The sequence below is a fragment of the Niveispirillum sp. SYP-B3756 genome, assembly GCF_009495745.1.
GTDB lineage: Bacteria > Pseudomonadota > Alphaproteobacteria > Azospirillales > Azospirillaceae > Niveispirillum.
Map to the genome: position 1 here is coordinate 192,870 of NZ_WIDQ01000007.1, position 18,394 is coordinate 211,263.

The following is an 18,394-nucleotide window of genomic DNA, read 5'->3' on the forward strand; positions in this document are numbered from 1 at the left end:
TCTGGCTGCCCCTCGGTAGGGAGGGAGGAAGGAAGGGGAAGGCGTGGTCGTTACATGGCCCCCGCCTTCAGTCCCTGTTCTTCGGCCACCGCATCCGCTTTACGAGTGGCCTCATCGGCACCGGCATGGGCGGCCTCCTTGGCAACGGTGGCGACCTTCTCTGCTGTGCGGCGGCCCTTGGCCAGGGCTTCCTCTAGCAGATCGTCGCGGTATTTGCCCATCATCTCATCCTCCCGGCGGGTGGCCGGCAGGCAGGCACCGATGGCCGCCCCTACCGCCAGACCCGCCAAGCCGGCGGACAGCGGATGTTCATCCACCAGATCCCAGAAGCTGCGGTTGATGCGGGCAGCCCGGCGGCGGGCGCGCTGGGCCATGGCTTCACTTTCGGCGACAATGCGGTGGTAACGGCGGTTGCCTTCCGCATCATCCTCGTAATCGAAGCCATAGGCGCTATCGCCGTAGCTGGCGTAGCGCTGCCCCAATTCGTGCAACTGGCGGGAATGGCGCATCCGGGTCAGCTTGCGCTTGGCACGTGCCCGCAATGCGGCAGCCTTGTCGGAAAGATCATGCGTCGTTTCGTCGATCCGGTGGCCGGCCTCGTGCAGGCCTTCCTCAACCCGGTGCGACAGGTCACGATATTGGCGGCGCAACCGTTCCCGCACCTGGGCGGTATGTTCGTCTGCCCAATGGGTGGCGCGATCATAGGCCTCTGTCTTGCGGGCAGCGGAGAAGAGCAGCCAGCCAATACCGGCACCGATCAGGCCCAGGGCGATCTTGTTTTCAGACAACATCGTGCCGATGCCGTGACCGTTCAACGGGGCGGTGCTGCCATGCTCTTCCGCCAGATCATCATGCGTGCTGCCATAGCTGGCCAGCGGATCGGCATAGTTCAACGAATCCGTATCCGTTTGCGCCTGGGTAGAGGAACGGACGGTGCCGCTGTAGCTGCTGCCGTTGCCGCCATTGGTGCTGCCATAAGTCATGCTCATCTCCTTGGGATTTCGGGGGGCTCAGCGGGTCACCGCGTCTGCCACCTCGCGCGCGTCAGCGCGCAGATTGTTCAGGGTGCGGCGGGGTTGCAGGGTCAGCGCCTTCAGCTTCGCCCGCCCCGCCATTACCAACACCAACCCCAGCAGGATCACCGCCCCCCCGACCACCAAAGCCGCCGCCCAGGGGGCGATGACATGGGCCAGACCCAGCGTGGCCGCCGCCAGCAACAGCAGCAGGCCGCAAAAGGCGAAGGCTCCGCCGCACAGGATTTGCCCGGCACCACGCCCGGCATATGCTGCCTTTTCCATCAACTCGGCCTTGGCCAGTTCCACTTCCTTGGTGACAAGGGCGGTCATGCTGCCGGCCAGGTCGGCCAGCAGGCTGGTCAGGGGCCTATCTTCCGGGGTGGGGGTTTCCGGCGCTTCCGGGGTCATGGGATGGACCGTGTGCCGGATGGGATGGTGGTTGCGGCGGCATAATCAAAGCTGACATTTGTTTGCGCCTCGCCCGCATCGGGCGTCGGCTCTGCCGGCGGGGCGGCTGGACGGGGTCGGGTAGCCAGATTGATATCGCCGGCCATGCGGCGGCGATTGCTGCTGGCCTTCAGGAAGCGGCCCAGGGCCACGCCGGCCAACAGTGCCCCACCGACGAACAGCTCCGGCTGGCGGCGTGCCAGGCCTTCGGCTTTTGCCACCAGATCTTCCAGCCCCCGATCACGTACCTGCCCAGCAAGCTTTGCGGCCTGGTCGGCGGCGGCCTTCACATAATGGGCGGTGCCGCCATGATCCTCGGCGCGCAACCGGTCGGCGGCATCGCGCAGGGCGCCGGCCACGCCGGAGATTTCGTCTGCGGCGCGGCGCTGCTGCTTTTCAAAGCCGCTGCGCACCTTCTCCCGCGCGGCATCCACCATCTTGGCACCGACTTCCTTCACCTGCTCGCCCAACTCGGCGGAATTTTTTTCGCCAAAGGGATTCGTCTGGTCAGGCATCTGGTCCTCCTCACCATGGTTGTTCTGCAACGTGCATGGGATAAGAACGCTTGGGCCTCCCCCTGATGTTCCCTGGGGGCTGTCCGTCCCAGCCATGTGGCAGGCGGGACGCTTCCGCGCCGCGCCATGTGCCTGACCGGGTTGACCAACGTCCGGCAGGGGCGCACCATTTCTTCATGACGGGGCGGTTTCGATGGCCGTTCCCGCCAACAGACCGACCGGACACGGGGTTACCGTGGCTGGCCGGACATTCGGTCGGATCGTTATGTGGCGAAGCCACCGCGCTGATGCGGGTTACGAAGGTTTGCGCCCATCCGGCTGAGGCCGACAGGCCGTACAAGATGAAAGCGGCGGGTGCGTCAATTCCAGGCGCCCCGCCGTTTTCATATCCGGGGCTGGCGGCGGTACGGTGTCTTTTACCCCGTCGGCAGTAGAAGCGGAAAAGCGCTACCACCATCGCCCCGGCCCGTTCCCCCACCCCTGCCATTTTTTCGTCTTAGCTGAACCATGGCGTTGCCGTTTCGCGGCGCGATGAACCGTTTTGCGGTTCCGGTTGTTACAGCTTTGTCGCGCGCCGGCCGGATGGCCGCCTTGCTGACGGGACGGATGGAAAGGGCAGATCATGTCGGGCTTGGCCTGGAGGGGCAGAGACAAGGGAACGGGGCAGGCCCTGCCGGTGGCGCTGCTGGCCCTGCTGCTGTCTGCCTGCGCTACGCCGAAGCCAGACCCCACCCCGAAACCCAGCCCATCGGCCCCGGTCGCCGCCACAGCACCGCAGCCGCTGGTTCCCGCCACCCCGGTGCCCAAGGTGAAACCGAAACCACCGGCCAGCAAGCCGGCGGCCAAGCCCGCGCCGGTGGTTCCCGACAGCGCGCCGCAGGTGGCGGCCCTGCCGCCCGCCCCGCCGGTTGTTCTGCAACCGGAGCCCGCCCGCCCCGCCTTCAACCCCGATCGGCTGATCGGCCTGTCGGAGGAACAGGCTGAAGCGGCCTTGGGCCAGCCGGGCCGGGTGGAGGAAAGCCCGCCGTCGCGCACGCTTCATTACGCGGAGGGGCGCTGCGTTCTGCGGCTGCACCTGTTCATGGAAATGACCAGCCGCAGCTTCCGCACCCTCTCTTACGATCTCAACAGCACGGGAGTAGGCCCCGATGTCGATCAGCAATGCCGTGACTGGCTCCAAGCTCGCTTCAAGTCCGCAGCCGGCAGCCCCGACGGGCGCGCGGCCAGCCAGCCGTGACGGTGCCATCATGCAGACGGAAAACCCCATCGCCCGTGTGGCCCTGGTGGATGATGATGACCTGTTCCGCGAAAGCTTAGGCCTGAACCTGGCCGATGAAGGCTATGAGGTGATGCCCTTCGACCGGGGCCATACGGCGCTGGATTATTTCAGCAATGGCGGCACCGCTGACCTGATCCTGCTGGATTGGCGGATGCCCCGCATGGACGGGATTGAAACCCTGCGCCAGCTGCGCGCCCGCAATATCGATATCCCGGTCATTTTCCTGACCGTGCTGTCCGACCAGATTTATGAGGAGACGGCGCTGGGCGGCGGGGCGGTGGATTTTGTCGAAAAATCCCGTTCCCTGCCCATCCTGCTGAAGCGGATGCAACTGATCGTGCAGGGACGCAAGCCGCTGCCCGAAGAGGCTTCCGCCGCAAACGGGGCCGATCATGGCGGGGCGGGCGGCCAGATGTTCCGGCGCGGGCCGCTGGAACTGCGCCTGGATGTGGCCCGCGCCTTCTGGGCCGGCCAGCGGATTGACCTGACCCTGACCGAGTTCAACATCGTTAAGCTGATGGCGACCCGCGCGGGGGAGGATGTCTCTTACCGTGATCTTTATGATCTGGTGCATGGCAAGGATTTCGTCGCCGGCTACGGCCCCGCCGGTTACCGGGCCAATGTGCGCGCCTTCATCAAGCGCATCCGCCACAAGTTCCGTGCTGCCGACCCGCATTTCGATGAGATCGGCAATTATCCCGGCTTTGGCTATCGCTGGTCGGATCGCCATCCGGCGGAACTGACCGGCGAGGCGATGACGGTCCCGGCGGTGGGGTAACAACCGATGGCGACGGCAACCCCCTTTGCCCGTAAAAAGCCCGGTGGGCGGGGCCGTTGGCTCTGGCGGTCGCTGGCGACAAGGCTGGTGCTGGTGCTGCTGGTTTTCCTGGCCGTACCGCTGCTGATCTATGAGCAGTTCCGTGGTGCCGATGCCGAGAAACAGTCCCTGCTGCTGCGCAGTGCCCAGCAACAGGGCCAATTGGTGGCCCGCGCTCTGGAACCGCTGCTGGCCGGGCTGGACAAACGTGGCCTGACGGGGCTGGGGGAACGGCTGGCCCCCTATGCCGACAGCAATACATCGGTTCGCCTGCTGCTCAGCCCGACGCTGAGGCCAACCATTGCCTCAGCCGGGAATGCCGTGCCGGTGCCGCCATCTGGGGCGGAGGGCTTCTTTTATGTTGCCGCCGCACCGGCCATCCCCACCGATCTGCTGGACCTTGAAAGGGATCGGCTGATCGAACAGGGGGTGCTGGACAAGCTGGCCGGCAGTTGCGCTGGCAATTATCCGCTGGCCATCCCGGTATCGCAGGGCAGTGGGGGGGTGGAGTTGCTGACCTCCATCACGCCGGTGCGCACGCCCATGGGTTGCTGGGCCGTCATCACCTCCCATCGGGCGGCGGCCTATCTGGGGGCTGGGGCTGGCCGGCCCTATTGGCAGAACCCGGAAGTGCAGGTGGCGTCCCTGATCTATCTCGCCATGGCGGCCCTGGTGATGCTGCTGCTGGTGGAGGTGTGGCGCAACCTGCGTCGGTTCGGTGATCTGGCCCGCGATATCGTACAGAAAAGCGGCCCCGCCGGCAGTTTCGCCGACCAGAACACGGTGCCCGAGCTGGCCCCGGTGGCGGAGGATTTCGACCGGCTGGTCGCCACCCTGCATAGCAGCGCCAGCAATCTCCGCCGCGCGGCGGAGGATAATGCCCATGCCTTCAAGACCCCCATTGCCGTCATCCGCCAGTCGCTGGAACCGCTGAAAAAGCTGGTACCGACGACGGAACCGCGCGGGCGCCGGGCCTTGGATATGATCGAAGGATCGGTGGAAAAGCTGGATGGCCTCGTCTCCTTCGCCCGGCGGATGGACGAGACGGCAGCCGACCTGCTGGAACCGCCGCGCCAGCGGGTAGACCTGTCCGCCCTGCTGGAGCGGGTGCTGAAGGGCTATCGCGGGTTGGTGGAGGAACGCGGGGTTGAACTGCTGACGCGGGTTGACCCGGATATCGCCGTGCGGGCGGGGGAAGATCTGCTGGAAACGGTGATCGAAAATATCATCGACAATGCGCTGTCCTTCTCCCCCAGCGGCGGGGTGCTGCGCGTCACCCTGCGCCGCCGCGCCAAACAGGCGGAATTCTGCGTGGAGGATGAAGGGCCGGGCGTGGAGCCATCCAGCCTGGACCGGATATTCGAGCGCTATTTCTCCCAGCGGCCGCCCGATTCCGGTCCCGTCGACCCGATGCCGCATTATGGCATCGGGCTGTGGATCGTGCGCCGCAATGTGGAAGCCGTGGGCGGCAAGGTGGAAGCCATGAACCGGGCCGGCGGTGGGCTGTCCATGCGGATCACCCTGCCGGTTTTGGCGGGTTAGCAGGCTTTATCCCCGCTCACCGCTCGAACCGCCCCACCAGCTCCAGATGCGAGGACCAGAGGAACTGGTCCACCGGCCAGATATCCGTCAGCCGATAGCCGCCCTCCACCAGCAGGGCTGCGTCGCGGGTGAAGGTGGCGGGGTTGCAGGACACGGCAATCAGCACCGGTACCGTCGATTTCGCCAGTTCGGCTGCCTGGGCCTGGGCACCGGCGCGCGGCGGATCGAACAGAACGGCTTCGAAACGGTTGAGGTCATAGGGCGGCAACGGGTCGCGGAACAGGTCACGCCGTTCCACCGTCACCTGTCCCGGCGGGCGGATGCGGGCCCCGGCCTGCAGCGATGCCACCGCATCGCCATCGTCCTCCACCGCATGAACGCGGGCTTGTTGCGATAACGGAAAGGTCAGTGTGCCACTGCCGGCGAACAGGTCGGCCACCTCTTTCGCCGGCCCGATCCCGGTCAGGGCGGCGGCGATGATGGCGGACTCCCCGGCGAGGCTCGCCTGCAAAAAGCTGCCAGGCGCGGGGGATTGGGAGACGGGGCCGAAGGTGATGCTGCCCCGACGGCGCATGGCGATGGGTTCCGCCGGTCGCCCTTCCTTGGGCCGCCAGCACAGCCGGGCCAGATCGGCGGTCTCGGCGAAGGCGGCCAGGGTTTCCAGCACCCGCAGATCGGGTTCCGGCAGCCCCTCCAGCACCATATCCACCCCGTCATCCAGCAGGGTCAGGGAGACATCAATCTGCTGTCCGTCGGCCAGAATCTGGCTCAACACCGCGCGCAGCGGGTTCAGCAGCGCCACCAGCGGCGGGGCCAGCACGGCGCATTCGGCCAGATCAACCAGCTTGTGCGAATGCGCTTCGTTAAAGCCCAGCCAGGTCCGCCGGCCGCGCTGGGCCGCCACCAGGCTGGCCCGGCGCCGCCCGCCCTGGCCTGTGCGCGCCATCGGGTGCAGGGTCACCCCCTCGCCCAGCAGGCCTGCCCGGCCCAGGATGCTGGTCAGCATTTCCAGCTTCCAGGCGGTATAGGTTGCCTCATCCATGTGCTGGGCGGCACAGCCGCCGCAACTGCCGAAATGCTGGCAGGCCGGATCGGTCCGGCCCGGTGCCTCCTCCAGCAGGCTGACCGGCACGCCTTCCCAGCCATCGGCGCGGGCTTCGCCGAACTTCACCATCAGCCGGTCGCCGGCCAGCGTCTGCGGCACATAAAGCCGGTGGCCCTGCCATTCCGCCAGCCCGTCACCCCGCCCGCCGACACGGGTGATGGTCACCTCTACCGGGCCATGGGTGGGCGGTTCCTGCCGCACCTTGGCGGGCGGGCGGTGGCTGGGGCGGGGCTTGTTGCTATGCCGGCGGGGGGCGGCCATGGCGGTGACTTTCGTTCCGAGGTCGAAATTATAGAATGATGTTGTTGGCCAGGATGGCGCGGGCCTCTGGCGGCAGCGGGGTGGGCCGGCGGGTCTGCCGGTCGATCAGCACCATCCACGCCTCATGCGTGGCCGCATTCGTTCCGTTTACGAAAAGACCGGCCAGGATGCTGAAGGAGCTGGTGCCGACCGTTCCGATGCCGACACCAATATCCAGCCGGGCGGGGCGATGCACCTCCGCGTTGAATTCGGTCCGGGTGGTTTTGATCACCATCAGCCCATCCGGCAACAGCGGACGGATTTCCAACCGCTCGGTCAGACAGACGCGGCCATTTTCCATGATGATATTGATGGCATTATTGTTGGCATGGCCCAGCGGGTCCAGGTCGCCAAAGCGCACATGGTCCTGTACCCAGTGCCGGAAGCGGGCCGGGTCGCGCAACAGGTTCAGATCGATCATATCCATATCACCGCGCATAGAGGCAGGCATCGTCCCGGTCAAGCCCGCTTACGTCGGGGGGCGTGCCCCGCCTGGGCATAGGTGGTGACCCACATTTCGGCAAGCAGGACGCGGCAAAGGATGTTAGAAGGGGGCTTACCGGTAATCTCTAATCCCGGAAGGGGTCCATCCATGTCCGAACCGACCAACACCAGCGCCGCCGAGCAGCTCTTCGACAAGGCGCTCGACCTGGCCGAGAAGCATCTTGAAGCGGCCATGAAGGAAGGTGGCGCGCTTTCCGGCTATGTGGCGATTGCCATGATCGAAGCGGCGGTGAACCAGGCCGTTGAAGAGACCAGCCACGAAGACGTGGCCGACATGTTGCGCGATCTGGCCGACCAGATCGAAGCCGACGCCGAGGAAGGTGACGAGGAGTAATCCTCGAAGGACAACGGCCGCAAGGCCGAACGACAGGCGTTATGCACACCCGTCAGGGTGTTGATGACGCGCGCTGTGACGCCCCGCCGATATTTTCGGCGGGGCGTTTTGTTATCAGGGCTTACTGCCCCGCCTCCTCCATCGCAGCCTTGTACGTGGCCACATAATTGCGGGCCGAGGCCTGCCAGGAGACATCGCGCCCCATGGCGTTGCGCTGCACCTGCCGCCACAGGTCGCTGCGGTGGTACAGGGTCAGCGCCCGGTCGATGGCGGGCAGCATGGCCGCCACGGTGACGGGGGCGAAGGTGAAGCCGGTGGCCGTGCCGGCGGCCAGGCTGTCCTCCGTCACATCCGTCACCGTATCGGCCAGCCCGCCGACATGGGCCACCAGCGGCAGGCTGCCATAGCGCAGGGCATACATCTGCGTCAGGCCGCAGGGCTCAAACCGTGACGGCACCATCAGCACATCCACCCCGGCCTGCAGCCGGTGCGACAATGCCTCATCATAGCCCAGCACCAGCCCCACCCGGCCGGGGAAGCGGCGGGCGGCCCCGGCCAGGGCCTGTTCCAGCGCCGCACTGCCGGTGCCCAGCACCACCAGTTGCGCGCCCCTTTCCACCAGATAGGGCAGGGCATCGACCACCAGATCGATGCCCTTTTGGTCGGTCAGGCGGCTGACAATGCCGAAAAGGGGAGCGTGCAGGTCAGGCGCCAGCCCGAAAATCCGCTGCAATTCCGCCTTGTTGGGGATTTTCGCCTCCAACTGGTCGGCATCATAGGGGCTGACCAGTTGTGGGTCGCGCCGGCTGTCCCAGGCATCGGTATCGATGCCGTTCAGGATGCCCTCCAGGGCGGCGGCCCGGGCGCGCAACAGCCCGTCCAGCCCGAACCCCATGGTTTCCCCCTGGATCTCGGTGGCATAGGTGGGGCTGACGGTGGTGAGCCGGTCGGAATAGACCAGCCCGGCCTTCAGGAAGCTGAGCTGGGAATGGAATTCCAGCCCGTTGGGCGTGTAGCTGTCCCAGGGGATGCCCAGTGTGGGCAGCAGGTCGGGCGGGTACAGGCCCTGGAAAGCCATGTTGTGGATGGTGAAGACGGTGCCGGGGCGCTTGGCATCACCAAAGGGCCAGAGCGGATGGCGCAGATAGGCGGCGGCCAACCCCGCCTGCCAATCATGCCCATGTACTACCTCGGGCTTCCAGCCGGCCCGGCCCCGCCCGCCGTCGCCATCCAGCCCGATCAGTGCTGCCGCGCGGCCCAAGGCGGCGAAGCGCAGGTGATTATCGCTCCAATCCTTGCCGTCCGGCCCCAGATAGGGGTTGCCCTTGCGTCCGAAGAAGGAGGGGACGTCCAGGGCATAGACCGTGCTGCCATCCACCCCGCGCCCCGACAGCAGCCGGGCCGGCGCCTGGGAGGTGAGGCCCGGCATCCCGCGCAGATCACGCAGCGGCTTCACATTTTCCAGCTTTTCCAGCACGCCGGGGTAGCCCGGCAGCAGCAGCCGGACATCTGCCCCTTCGGCCCGCAGGGCGGCGGGCAAGGCCCCGGCCACATCCCCCAGACCCCCGGTCTTCACATAGGGCAGACATTCCGACGTGACGAAAAGAACGCGCATGATGATTCCGAGAGCCTGTGAAACGGGGTTGCGTTATCGGGATAACGGCTTGATCGCCCCCACCGGGCGATCAAGCCCGCCCGGCGACAGGGTGAAAATTTCCACCCCGTTCGCCGTCACCCCCACCGTATGTTCGAACTGGGCGGAAAGGGACAGGTCGCGGGTGACGTTGGTCCAGCCATCATCCAACTGGCGCAGGCCGGGGCCGCCCTGGTTGAGCATCGGTTCCACGGTGAAGATCATGCCGGGCACCAGCTTCATGCCGCGTCCCGGCTTGCCCCAATGCATCACATCCGGCGCATCATGGAACACCCGGCCGATGCCGTGCCCCACATAATCGCGCACGCTGGAATAGCCCACGGCGCGGGCCATGCGGTCAATGACATGGCCGACATCACCCAGATGTTTGCCCGGCGCCACCTCTGCGATGCCGGCCATGGTGGCATCATAGGTGGTGCGCACCAGATGGGCGGCGCGCGGGTTGACCGTTCCCACCAGATACATGCGGCTGGTATCGCCATACCAGCCGTCCAGAATGGCCGTGACGTCGATATTGACGATATCGCCATCCTTCAGCAGCACCTTATCATCCGGCACGCCATGGTTGACGACATGGTTGGGGGAGATGCAGCAGGATTTGGGATAGCCGTGATAGCCCAGCGTGGCGGGAATGGCCCCATGGTCCCGCATGAACGTATCGGCGATACGGTCCAGCGCCCCGGTGCTGACGCCCGGCTGTACATAGGGGGTGAGATGGTCCAGGCAGGCGGCAGCGATGCGGCCCGCCGCGCGCATGGCGGCAAAGCCCTCTTCCCCATGCAGGGGAACCCGCCGGCCCATCGGGTCCAGCACGAAATTGCCCGCATAGGTCTTCATGACAGCCCTCCCCCGTGCCAGGGGACGGTGCCTGCCTTATCGCCGGCACCGCCCGCCCTGGTCAGCTTTCCAGCTTTTTCAGCATGGCTTGGGTAATCAATACCACACCCTGTTCGCTGCGATAGAAGCGGCGTGCATCCTCCTCCGCATTCTCCCCCACCACCAGGCCGGCGGGGATGACGCAGCCGCGATCCACCACCACCTTGGTCAGTCGTACATTCCGGTTGATTTCCACCTCCGGCAGGATCACCGCGTCGTTCAGCTCGCAATAGGAATGGATGCGTACCTTGTTGAATAACAGGGAACGGCGGACGACGGAACCGGACAGGATGCAGCCGGCCGACACCATGCTGTCCACCGCCATGCCGCGCCGGTCATCATCATCAAAGACGAATTTGGCCGGTGGCAATTGTTCCTGATAGGTGAAGATCGGCCAGCTGGGATCATAGATATCCAGCGACGGGGAGACGTGGCAGAGGTCCAGATTGGCTTCCCAATAAGCGTCCACCGTGCCGACATCGCGCCAATAGGCCTCCCCCGGCTGGGCGCGGTTGCGCACACAGCTTTCGCTGAAATGGTGGGCCATCACCTTGGCCTTGTCGATCAGATAGGGGATGATGTCCTTGCCGAAATCGCGCGAGGATGTCTGCTCACCGGCATCGCGTTCCAGATGCTCATAAAGGAATTCGGCGTTGAAGATATAGATACCCATGCTGGCCAGCGCCACGTCGGGCTTGCCGGGCATGGGCGGCGGGTCGGCCGGCTTTTCCAGGAAGCTGGTGATGCGGTTGCTCTCGTCAATCGCCATCACGCCAAAGCCGCTGGCCTGCGCGCGCGGCACCTCAATGCAGCCCACCGTCACATCCGCTCCGGTGCGGATATGGCTGGCCAGCATGTTGGCGTAATCCATCTTGTAAATATGGTCGCCGGCCAGGATCAGCACCCATTCGGCCTCATGGCTGCGCAGGATGTCCAGATTCTGGAACACGGCGTCGGCCGTACCCTGATACCAGCTGGTTTCATCAATGCGCTGCTGCGCCGGCAGCAGATCGATGAATTCGCCGATTTCCCCGCGCAGGAAGTTCCAGCCGCGCTGCAGATGCCGCAGCAGGGAATGGGACTTGTATTGGGTCAGCACGGAAATGCGACGGAAGCCGGAATTGATGCAGTTGGACAGCGCGAAATCAATGATGCGGAACTTGCCGCCGAAATGCACCGCCGGCTTGGCCCGGCGATCGGTCAGCTGTTTCAACCGGCTGCCACGGCCGCCGGCCAGCACCAGGGCCAGCGCATTGCGTGGTGCCTGCCGCAGTTCCTGGTCGAGGCGTTGTTCTGTCTGATTATCGATCATTTTTTGATCCTCTCCCCCCTGATACACGCCTCTCGTTACAAGCGCATGGTTCCGGCCCGCCGCATCTGCCCCATGGAAGGTTTGATGAGACGGAAACATGAACCGGAACGGATGCTGGCACAGATCGGTTCCGTCTTCCATGGTCGGTTGCATGGCTTCGGCAATATGTCATCCCCAGCGGGCATGGCTGGGCAATGATCTAAATCACCCTATTTTCTGCCCATAAATTAGGCAGTGATAATTGTTGGCGGTGAATCAATCGTCCAATCCGATGCCGATTGGGGACGGTTCGGCAGAAAACAAGGGGTTTCCGCCGCTTTTGTGACAAGAAAAATGGCCTATTTTTTGTGCAAATGGGAGCTTTTCAGGCGGTTCTCTGCTAGGCTGAGGCCGATTCATCCGGGGTAGTGCGCAAGGGATTCCGCCGCTTCCAGACACGGCACGGACTTTGAATAGAGTGCGGACGGCGTGTGCGGCGGCCGGTCGGCCCCGTGCCCACAAGAATGGGGAGCCACATGAATCGTTTGAATAAACTCCTTCTCGCGGCGTGCGTGGCGATGATGCCAGGCGTGGCCCTCGCTCAGGACGCGGCACCGACCCCGACCCTGGACAGCGGTAACACCGCTTGGATGCTGACCTCCACGGCCTTGGTCCTGTTCATGACCATTCCGGGTCTGGCGCTGTTCTATGGCGGCATGGTGCGCAAGCCCAATGTCCTGGCGATGGTGATGCAGTCCTTCGCCATCTGCTGCGTGATGTCCGTGCTTTGGGTCGTTGTTGGGTTCAGCCTGGCTTTTGGTACCGGCAATCTCTATATCGGCGACCTCAGCCGCGCCTTCCTGGCCGGTTTGGAAGTGGGCAGCCTGAGTGGCACCATTCCGGAATCGGTGTTCATCACCTTCCAGATGACGTTTGCCATCATCACCCCGGCCCTGTTCACCGGTGCCTTTGCCGACCGGATGAAGTTCTCGGCCCTGCTGGTTTTCGCCGTGCTGTGGTCGCTGATCGTTTACTCCCCGGTCACCCACTGGGTGTGGGGCGGTGGCTTCCTGATGGGTGACGGCGTGCTGGATTATGCCGGCGGTACCGTCGTGCATATCAATGCCGGTATTGCTGGCTTGGTCGCCTGTATCGTGCTGGGCAAGCGCAAGGGCTATGGCACCTCTGACATGAAGCCGCACAATCTGGTGCTGTCGCTGATTGGCGCTTCCATGCTGTGGGTTGGCTGGTTCGGCTTCAATGCCGGTTCCGCCGTGGCCGCTGATGGTCGTGCGGGTATGGCCATGCTGGTGACCCAAGTTGCCGCCGCCACCGCCGCCCTGGCCTGGATGTTTGTGGAATGGGGTGTGAAGGGCAAGCCCTCCATCCTGGGCATCATCTCCGGTGCTGTTGCCGGTCTGGTTGCCATCACGCCCGCCGCCGGCTTCGTCGGTGTTGACGGCGCCCTGGGTATCGGCCTGGCCGCCGGCGTCCTCTGCTACTTCGCTTCCACTACCTTGAAGCACGCGCTGAAATATGATGACAGCCTGGATGTCTGGGGTGTGCATGGCGTGGGTGGTATCGTCGGCGCGGTGCTGACCGGTGTATTCGCCAAAGCCGCCATCGGTGGCACTGCCGGTGCCCTGGAAGGCAATATCGGTCAGGTCTGGACCCAGATTTACAGCGTCCTGATCACCCTGGTTTGGTCTGGTGTCGCCTCCGCCGTCATCCTGTACGCCATCAAGTTCACCATCGGTCTGCGGGTGGACGAAGATGCCGAGCGTGACGGTCTGGATATCGCCCTGCATGGCGAATCCATCCAGTAAGTAAGGCCGGTCCTTAATACGGGCTGCGTTTGACCGCCGCACCGGGCAACCGGTGCGGCGGTTGTCTTTTTTAGCCCACCGTCATCACCACCTTGCCGGTTGATTGCCGGCCCGATAACAGGGCAAAGGCCGTTTCATACTGTTCCAGCGGCAGCAGGTGGCTGACATGCGGGTGCAGCTTTCCCTCCGCCCACATTGCCAGCAGATCGCGCAGGCTGTCGGTCAGGGTGGTGCGGTCATGATGGCGATAGGCACCCCAGAACAGGCCCAGCACGGCGCAGTTCTTCACCAGCAGGATATTGGTGGGCACCTGGGGAATGCGCCCGGACGCATAACCGATGGTGACGATGCGACCGCCCCAGCCCAGGCAGCGCAGGGCGGCGTCAAACAGATCGCCGCCCACCGGGTCATAAACGACATCCACGCCCTTGGGCGCCAACTCCTTGATCCGCGCGCGCAGATCATCGGTGGCGTAATTCACCAGCTCGTCGGCACCATGCGCCTTGGCCAGGGCCAGTTTTTCGTCCGATGAGGCAGCGGCGATCACCCGTGCGCCCAATGCCTTGCCGATTTCCACCGCCGTCAGCCCCACGCCGCCGGCTGCTCCCAGCACCAGCAGGGTTTCCCCCGCTTTCAGCCTGGCCCGCACCGTCAGCGCCAGATGCGAGGTGCCATAGGCGACGGGGAAGGCGGCAGCACTGGGAAAATCCATACCCTCGGGCAAGGGCAGGGTGAGGCTGGCATCGGCCACCGTGTCGCTGCGAAAGGCCCCGTGGGCGGCCAGCGCCATGACCCGCTGGCCGGGCAGCAGATGGGTCACATCGGCCGCCACCTCCACCACCTCACCGGCGCATTCCAGGCCGGGGGTGAAGGGGAAGGGCGGCTTTTCCTGGTACTTCCCCTCGATCATCAGCGTGTCGGCGAAGTTCATCGCCGCCGCATGAACGGCGATCCGCACCTGCCCCGGCCCCAGGGGCAGCGGGGCAACCGGCTCAATGGCCAGCCGCGAGGGCGGCCCAAATTCCTTGCACAACAGCGCGCGCATCCGTTTCCTCTCCCATGCTTATATTTAAACACATGTTTGAGGGTGCGGCGGATATATCGACCCGTCAAGGGAAGGTTGTTTTCAGCGCTTGATGCCCTCATCCGTTAGTACCACCACCGGGTAACCGCGATATTCCGCCGGTGCGCCATGGTCGGGGCCGGCCACCCGCAGATAGATGCGGCCTTCGCCCATGCCGGTGCCCACCACAGGTTTGCCGGCATCGGTCAGTTCCTTGAACAGGCTGCGGGCGGCCTCGGCCACCGGGTGCTTTTCCGTGTTGGTCGCGTCACTCATGCTCTGATCACCTTTGTCGGTTCCTGCGGCCCAATCTGCGCTGGAAAGCCCCCTCTGGTCCAGCCTTCGCCGTTGCAGCAACCAGCAGGACGCGGGGCCGGTTCCACATGGGCGCATAGCGGGCAGGTCGAAGGTAGTAGATGTTTTTCGGCAACAAAATTACCTATGACACCGGTGGAACAGTGAAATTTGGCGTAATTCCTTGTTTTTTGATCGGGCTTTCTGTCCACGGTGACACTTGCCTGCTGGTGCAACCCTTTTTGGTATGGGCATTTTGGCCCTGCCATTCTGCCAATGTGAAACTGCGTGGGCATCCCGCGAAGCTTCACAAAGATTACCGGATCAGGCATCGTGCCGATGCAAAATAAATCCGGCCGGGACCGATCATGTCGCAGGCGGGCCAACCGCCTCCGGGGTTCCGGCCAAGCCGGGCGTCACTGAAGCCAGAGGGGGAATCGGATCGCAATGAAGATCGCCATACCGAAGGAACGCCGTGCGCATGAATTGCGCGTTGCGGCCACGCCGGAAACGGTGCGCAAATATATCGGGCTGGGGTTTGAGGTGGTGGTGGAAACCGGCGCCGGCCTTGGCTCCGCCATCACGGATGACGCTTTTGCTCTGGCTGGTGCCAAGATCGTCCCGGACGTCGCCGCCACCCTGACCGGTGCTGATATCGTGCTGAAGGTGCAGCGCCCCCTGACCGCCGGTGAGGGTGAGGTGGATGAGCTGGCGCTGCTGAAGCCCGGTGCCATCCTGATTGCCGGCCTGTCCCCCTATGGCGCGCCGGAATCGGTGACCGCCTATGCCAATGCCAAGGTCGATGCTTTCGCCATGGAATTCATGCCGCGCATCACCCGCGCGCAGAGCATGGATATCCTGTCGTCGCAGTCCAACCTGGCCGGTTACCGCGCGGTGATTGAGGCGGCGAACGAGTTCGGTCGCGCCTTCCCGATGATGATGACCGCCGCCGGCACTGTGCCGCCGGCCCGTGCCCTGGTGATGGGGGCCGGCGTGGCCGGCTTGCAGGCCATCGCCACGGCCAAGCGTCTGGGTGCCGTGGTGTCGGCCACCGACGTGCGTCCGGCCACCAAGGAACAGGTGGAAAGCCTGGGCGGCACCTTCGTTGCCGTGATGGATGAGGAATTCCAGCAGGCGCAGACCGCCGGCGGCTATGCCAAGGAAATGTCCCCGGAATATAAGGCCAAGCAGGCGGCCCTGATCGCGGAGACGATCAAGAAGCAGGATATCGTCATCACCACAGCCCTGATTCCCGGCCGTAAGGCCCCGGTGCTGGTGACCGACGAGATGCTGAAGACCATGAAGCAGGGGGCGATCCTGGTGGATCTGGCCTGCGAGCAGGGTGGCAATGTCGAAGGTTCCGTCGCCGGTGAGGTGGTGGAGAAATATGGCGTGAAGATTGTCGGCCGCATCAATATGCCCGGCCGCATCGCCGTGGATGCCTCGGCGCTTTACGCCAAGAACCTGCTGAATTTCATCACCCCCTTCGTCGATAAGGAGACGAAGACCCTGAAGCTGAACTGGGAGGATGAGGTGGTGAAGGGCACGGGCCTGACCCGTGACGGCACCATCGTCCATTCCGCCTTCAAGCCGGCCGCCGCCTGATCGGGAGGGATAATATGGATCCGCAACAGCACGCCCAGAACGCGGCGGAACTGGCCAACCAGGCCAAGGCCCTGGCCGATAACGCCGCTGAGCTGGCCAATCAGGCCGCCTCCGTGGCCACCCATGCCGCCATGGCCGCCGGCCCGCCCTTCATCGTCACCGGGCTCACCATTTTCGTACTGGCCTGTTTCGTGGGCTATTACGTGGTGTGGCGGGTGACGCCGGCCCTGCATTCGCCGCTGATGGCCGTCACCAATGCCGTTTCCTCCGTCATCATTGTCGGCGCGCTCATCGCCACCGGGTCTGCGATCTCCGGCTGGTCGATGCTCTTCGGGTTCCTGGCCACCATCCTGGCTGCCGTGAATATTTTCGGCGGCTTCCTGGTCACCCAGCGGATGCTGGCCATGTACAAGAAAAAGACGCCGGCTGCCGGCGGCAACGCCAAGTAAGGAGGGCGATTCATGGTTATCGTTGCTTCGCTCGCCTATCTGGCGGCGGCGGTCTGTTTCATCATGGCGCTGCGCGGGCTGTCCAGCCCGGCCACGGCGCAATCCGGCAACCGGTTCGGCATGGTCGGCATGGCCATTGCCATCGTCACCACCCTGGTGGTCACCCCTGATATTGGCGGGCTGGCTTGGCTGCTGATCGTGGCCGGTTTGGCCATCGGCGGCGGCATTGGCTATATCATCGCCAAGCGCATCCAGATGACGGAGCTGCCGCAGCTTGTGGCGGCCTTCCACTCCCTGGTCGGTCTGGCCGCCGTGTTCGTGGCTGCCGCCGCCTTCTTCTCGCCGGAGAGCTTCAATATCGGGGAGCCGGGCGACATTCATGTCGGCTCCCTGATTGAAATGAGCCTGGGGGTGGCCATCGGTGCCATTACCTTTACCGGCTCCCTGGTGGCGTTCGCCAAGCTGCAGGGGCTGGTCTCGGGCAAGCCGTTGCAGTTCAGCGGTCAGCATATGCTGAATGCCGGTCTGGGCATTGCCACCCTGCTGCTGATCATTCTGCTCTGCATCACGCAGAGCCCGGTGATCTTCTGGCTGATCGTTGCCGTGGCGCTGGCGCTGGGCCTGCTGCTGATCCTGCCGATCGGCGGGGCGGACATGCCGGTGGTCGTTTCCATGCTGAACAGCTATTCCGGCTGGGCGGCGGCGGGTATCGGCTTCACGCTGCAGAACCCGCTGCTGATCATCACCGGATCGCTGGTCGGTGCCTCGGGTGCCATCCTGTCCTACATCATGTGCAAGGGCATGAACCGGTCCATCTTCAACGTCATCCTGGGTGGCTTTGGCGGCGATGCCGCTGCGGCCGGCCCGGCGGGCGGTGCGGCGGTGGATCGTTCCTTCAAGGCCGGTTCGGCGGATGATGCGGCCTTCATCATGAAGAACGCTGCCAAGGTCATCATCGTGCCGGGTTACGGCATGGCGGTGGCCCAGGCCCAGCACGCGCTGCGTGAAATGGGTGATCTGCTGAAGAAGGAAGGGGTGGAGGTGAAGTACGCCATCCATCCCGTGGCCGGCCGTATGCCCGGCCATATGAATGTGCTGCTGGCCGAAGCCAATGTGCCCTATGACGAGGTGTTCGAACTGGACGAGATCAACCGTGATTTCGGTCAGGCGGACGTGGCCTATGTCATTGGTGCCAATGACGTGACCAACCCGGCGGCCAAGACCGACACGTCCAGCCCCATCTATGGGATGCCCATCCTGGATGTGGAAAAGGCCAAGACGGTGCTGTTCATCAAGCGGTCGATGGGGGCCGGTTATGCCGGCGTGGAGAACGAGCTGTTCTTCCGCCCCAACACCATGATGCTGCTGGGCGACGCCAAGAAGATGACGGAAGAAATCGTCAAGGCGCTGTCAGGCGGCGGGCATTGATCTGTGACGGGGGCCGGTCGATTGACCGGCCCTTTTTGTTTGATACAGA

The 18,394-nt window shown here is 64.3% G+C and carries 19 protein-coding genes; 9 read left to right on the forward strand and 10 right to left on the reverse strand.

The window, feature by feature from the left end:
• Positions 1–50: 50 nt before the first annotated feature.
• From GE253_RS15970 to GE253_RS15980, 3 genes are read right to left on the reverse strand one after another with little or no spacing between them, the layout of a single operon-like run.
• Positions 51–983 carry a YtxH domain-containing protein gene (locus GE253_RS15970; protein WP_153205147.1) on the reverse strand — a complete coding sequence of 311 codons (933 nt, stop codon included), beginning with the start codon at positions 981–983 and terminating at the stop codon, positions 51–53.
• Between the two features lie 27 nt (positions 984–1,010).
• Positions 1,011–1,424: a phage holin family protein gene (locus GE253_RS15975; RefSeq protein WP_153205148.1), complete on the reverse strand. Its 414-nt coding sequence runs from the start codon at positions 1,422–1,424 to the stop codon at positions 1,011–1,013.
• Positions 1,421–1,978, reverse strand: a complete 558-nt coding sequence (locus GE253_RS15980; RefSeq protein WP_153205149.1) for a hypothetical protein — start codon at positions 1,976–1,978, stop codon at positions 1,421–1,423. Before GE253_RS15980 ends, GE253_RS15975 begins: the two co-directional genes overlap by 4 nt.
• Before the next feature lie 622 nt (positions 1,979–2,600).
• On the opposite strand from GE253_RS15980, the gene GE253_RS15985 reads away from it, so the two are divergent.
• Genes GE253_RS15985 through GE253_RS15995 form a run of 3 tightly spaced genes read left to right on the forward strand, consistent with a single transcriptional unit; the run spans position 2,601 to position 5,616 of the window.
• Positions 2,601–3,215, forward strand: a complete 615-nt coding sequence (locus GE253_RS15985) for a hypothetical protein (RefSeq protein ID WP_153205150.1) — start codon at positions 2,601–2,603, stop codon at positions 3,213–3,215.
• On the forward strand, positions 3,127–4,035 hold the full coding sequence (locus GE253_RS15990) for a response regulator transcription factor (RefSeq protein WP_348770875.1): 909 nt from the start codon (positions 3,127–3,129) through the stop codon (positions 4,033–4,035). Before GE253_RS15985 ends, GE253_RS15990 begins: the two co-directional genes overlap by 89 nt.
• 6 nt (positions 4,036–4,041) lie before the next feature.
• Entirely contained in the window at positions 4,042–5,616 is a 1,575-nt protein-coding gene (locus tag GE253_RS15995) for a HAMP domain-containing sensor histidine kinase (RefSeq protein WP_153205151.1), read from the forward strand.
• 16 nt (positions 5,617–5,632) lie between these two features.
• Here GE253_RS15995 and GE253_RS16000 read toward each other — a convergent pair whose 3' ends face one another.
• On the reverse strand, positions 5,633–6,982 hold the full coding sequence (locus GE253_RS16000; RefSeq protein WP_153205152.1) for a class I SAM-dependent RNA methyltransferase: 1,350 nt from the start codon (positions 6,980–6,982) through the stop codon (positions 5,633–5,635).
• A 28-nt stretch (positions 6,983–7,010) separates the two neighbouring features.
• Positions 7,011–7,442: a thioesterase family protein gene (locus tag GE253_RS16005; RefSeq protein WP_173012672.1), complete on the reverse strand. Its 432-nt coding sequence runs from the start codon at positions 7,440–7,442 to the stop codon at positions 7,011–7,013.
• A 171-nt stretch (positions 7,443–7,613) separates the two neighbouring features.
• Between GE253_RS16005 and GE253_RS16010 the strand changes: the two genes are divergently transcribed.
• Positions 7,614–7,859, forward strand: coding sequence for a hypothetical protein (locus GE253_RS16010; RefSeq protein WP_089286041.1), 246 nt, complete (start codon positions 7,614–7,616; stop codon positions 7,857–7,859).
• 121 nt (positions 7,860–7,980) lie between these two features.
• On the opposite strand, the gene glgA is transcribed toward GE253_RS16010, so the two are convergent.
• The 3 genes from glgA to glgC form a co-directional block, all read right to left on the reverse strand.
• The gene (glgA, locus tag GE253_RS16015; RefSeq protein ID WP_153205154.1) at positions 7,981–9,474 is read right to left on the reverse strand and encodes a glycogen synthase GlgA; all 1,494 of its coding nucleotides are present in this window, start codon (positions 9,472–9,474) and stop codon (positions 7,981–7,983) included.
• A gap of 33 nt (positions 9,475–9,507) precedes the next feature.
• A complete protein-coding gene (gene map, locus GE253_RS16020; RefSeq protein WP_247878688.1) occupies positions 9,508–10,350 on the reverse strand; it encodes a type I methionyl aminopeptidase in 843 nt (280 codons plus the stop codon).
• A 61-nt stretch (positions 10,351–10,411) separates the two neighbouring features.
• Entirely contained in the window at positions 10,412–11,698 is a 1,287-nt protein-coding gene (gene glgC, locus GE253_RS16025; protein ID WP_348770878.1) for a glucose-1-phosphate adenylyltransferase, read from the reverse strand.
• A 518-nt stretch (positions 11,699–12,216) separates the two neighbouring features.
• On the opposite strand from glgC, the gene GE253_RS16030 reads away from it, so the two are divergent.
• Positions 12,217–13,506, forward strand: a complete 1,290-nt coding sequence (locus GE253_RS16030) for an ammonium transporter (RefSeq protein ID WP_211101487.1) — start codon at positions 12,217–12,219, stop codon at positions 13,504–13,506.
• 70 nt (positions 13,507–13,576) lie between these two features.
• On the opposite strand, the gene GE253_RS16035 is transcribed toward GE253_RS16030, so the two are convergent.
• Together GE253_RS16035 and GE253_RS16040 are read right to left on the reverse strand one after the other, a co-directional pair.
• A complete protein-coding gene (locus GE253_RS16035) occupies positions 13,577–14,551 on the reverse strand; it encodes an NADPH:quinone oxidoreductase family protein (RefSeq protein ID WP_153205157.1) in 975 nt (324 codons plus the stop codon).
• Between the two features lie 81 nt (positions 14,552–14,632).
• The gene (locus GE253_RS16040; RefSeq protein ID WP_089286046.1) at positions 14,633–14,845 is read right to left on the reverse strand and encodes a hypothetical protein; all 213 of its coding nucleotides are present in this window, start codon (positions 14,843–14,845) and stop codon (positions 14,633–14,635) included.
• 140 nt (positions 14,846–14,985) lie between these two features.
• Here GE253_RS16040 and GE253_RS16045 point away from each other — a divergent pair, with 140 nt between their 5' ends.
• The 4 genes from GE253_RS16045 to GE253_RS16060 all read left to right on the forward strand — a co-directional run bounded on the left by GE253_RS16045 (position 14,986) and on the right by GE253_RS16060 (position 18,345).
• Positions 14,986–15,213, forward strand: a complete 228-nt coding sequence (locus tag GE253_RS16045) for a hypothetical protein (protein ID WP_153205158.1) — start codon at positions 14,986–14,988, stop codon at positions 15,211–15,213.
• 97 nt (positions 15,214–15,310) lie between these two features.
• Positions 15,311–16,468 carry a Re/Si-specific NAD(P)(+) transhydrogenase subunit alpha gene (locus GE253_RS16050; protein WP_153205159.1) on the forward strand — a complete coding sequence of 386 codons (1,158 nt, stop codon included), beginning with the start codon at positions 15,311–15,313 and terminating at the stop codon, positions 16,466–16,468.
• A 14-nt stretch (positions 16,469–16,482) separates the two neighbouring features.
• The gene (locus tag GE253_RS16055; protein WP_153205160.1) at positions 16,483–16,917 is read left to right on the forward strand and encodes an NAD(P) transhydrogenase subunit alpha; all 435 of its coding nucleotides are present in this window, start codon (positions 16,483–16,485) and stop codon (positions 16,915–16,917) included.
• A 12-nt stretch (positions 16,918–16,929) separates the two neighbouring features.
• Positions 16,930–18,345 carry an NAD(P)(+) transhydrogenase (Re/Si-specific) subunit beta gene (locus tag GE253_RS16060; protein WP_153205161.1) on the forward strand — a complete coding sequence of 472 codons (1,416 nt, stop codon included), beginning with the start codon at positions 16,930–16,932 and terminating at the stop codon, positions 18,343–18,345.
• Positions 18,346–18,394 lie beyond the last annotated feature (49 nt).